Origin of the sequence: Actinophytocola sp., assembly GCF_036002505.1 — a bacterium.
In the GTDB taxonomy this organism is placed as follows: Bacteria; Actinomycetota; Actinomycetes; order Mycobacteriales; family Pseudonocardiaceae; genus DASYTH01.
This window is the reverse complement of sequence record NZ_DASYTH010000191.1, coordinates 1-2,128: the sequence shown is the minus strand read 5'-3', so window position 1 is coordinate 2,128 and position 2,128 is coordinate 1. Positions and strand designations below refer to the sequence as shown.

Below are 2,128 nucleotides of genomic sequence, written 5' to 3'. Positions count from 1 at the left end.
TCAGCGGTGAACCGCCGGTAGCAGGCCAGCGGCACCTCGTTGCCGTCGGTGGTACGAGCCCGCGGCCGGCTCACCGGAAGCCGCCGACCACCCAGCACCACCGAACCCCGGCCGTCGCCGTGCCGTACCGCGCCCCGGTCGGGATCGTGTTTGCCTCTCGGCCCACAGGCCGCGGTGATCTCGGCGTCGAACATCGCCTGCATCACCGCCATCCCAGCGGCCACACTCATCGCCAGCAGCCCCTCCCGGGCCGCCCCGGCGATGTCTGTCAACGCCAGCCGCACCTCGGCCGGCAGATCATCCACGCCCAGCTCAGCCAGCTCGGCTGGTGCGTCGCTCTTCGACACCACACGCAGCGTCGGTACGGTCTTCATGGCGGTCCCCTTCTCTTGGGTGTCCATGGCCGGTCACCCGAGACCTACCACCAGGCAGGACTCAGGTGGGGGACCGCCACCCAAGTTCCACGAAGATCGCGACATGCTCCATTGTGGATCAAGAAGGAAAGATGCCTTCTGAACTGGCAAGATAGGACTTGCTGAGGGTCTTATCCATCCCGTACGGAAGGCACCTACCGAGTGAAGATTACCGGAGCGCGCCCGAAGATCAGTGTGAGCGCCGACGGACGCGGCGTGGTCGGCCACGCGGGAGCCAGGCTGTTGGTCGATCTGGCGGACGCGACCGGGTTGGCCGCCGCGTTTGGTGAGGCTCTGGCCGGGTCGCGGCAGCGGGAGGGTGGGCATGACCCGGGCCGGGTCGCGGTGGACCTGGCCGCGATGATCGCCGACGGGGGTGAGGCGATCGCTGATCTGGCGGTGCTGCGAGACCAGGCCGATTTGTTCGGGGCGGTGGCCTCGGACCCGACCGCATGGCGGCTACTGTCCGGTGTGGACGATGCGGCGTTAGCCCGGCTGCGGCGGGCTCGCGCTACTGCGCGGGAGGTGGCGTGGGCGTAGACCGCCGAGACCCGTGGCGGGTTGCCGGCAGTGACCGCGGCGGGGCAGCCGGTCGGCGGTCTGGTGCTGGACATGGACGCCTCGATCGTGATCTGCCACTCCGAGAAGGAACAGGCGACACGCACGTGGAAGAAGACGTTCGGCTACCACCCGCTGTTCTGCTTCCTGGACAACACCCGCGAAGCCCTGTCCGGCCTGCTGCGGGAGGGGCGGGCCGGGTCGAACACCACCGCCGACCACATCACCGTGCTCGACCGCGCGCTGGAACAGATCCCCGACGCCCACCGGCACGGCACCGATATCCTCATCCGCTCGGACTCGGCCGGCTGCACGTACGGGTTCCTGGCCCATATCCGGTCCCTGCGCGAGCAGGGCGTGCGCACCTTCTTCTCCGTCGGGGTGGCGATCACCGAACCCGTCCGGGACGCGATCTGCGCCGCGACCGGGTGGATCCCGGCCCTCGACGCCGACGGCGACCTGCGTGACGGCGCGCAGATCTGCGAGATCACCGGTCTGCTGCCCGCCAACTACCGCGGCAACTACCCCGAGGGCACCCGGTTCATCGTGCGCCGGGAACGCCCACACCCCGGCGCGCAACTGTCCCTGTTCGACACCATCGAAGGCCTGCGCCACCAAGTGGTAGCCACCGACACCCCGTTCGGCGGCGGATCGATCCAGTTCCTGGAAGCCCGCCACCGCGGCCACGCCCGCGTCGAGGACCGCATCCGCTGCGGCAAGGACACCGGGTTCGGCCGCTTCCCATCCCGCGTGTTCGCCATCAACGCCGCCTGGCTGGAACTCGCCCTGACCGGCATCGACCTGCTGGCCTGGACCCAGCACCTGCTCTGCGACGGTGACCTGGCCACCGCCGAACCCAAGAAGCTGCGCTACCGGCTGCTCCACGTCGCCGCCCGCATCACCCGCTCGGCCCGACAAACCCGGCTACGCATCGCCGCCAACTGGCCCTGGGCCGGCCAACTCGTCGCCGCCTTCACCCGCCTGGCCGCCCTACCCCTGACCGCTCAGCTGAACACCGGCCCCACCCCGACGAACCCCCGCAGGAGGAACCCGACCCCCGCGTCGGGCCACCGGCATGCCCCCATCCCGACCGGCAAACACCGAAAGATCAACAAGCGGCGAAGACGCCTCGATCAACAGTTAGCGAAAGACCGAGG

General features: G+C 69.6%; 2 pseudogenes. One reads left to right on the top strand and one right to left on the bottom strand.

Annotation, left to right across the window (positions count from 1 at the left end):
- Window positions 1-374: pseudogene (locus VGR06_RS16070) on the bottom strand (IS256 family transposase); the annotation flags it as partial.
- A gap of 201 nt (window positions 375-575) precedes the next feature.
- Here VGR06_RS16070 and VGR06_RS16065 point away from each other — a divergent pair.
- Window positions 576-1,967: pseudogene (locus VGR06_RS16065) on the top strand (IS1380 family transposase); the annotation flags it as partial.
- Between the last annotated feature and the right edge of the window lie 161 nt (window positions 1,968-2,128).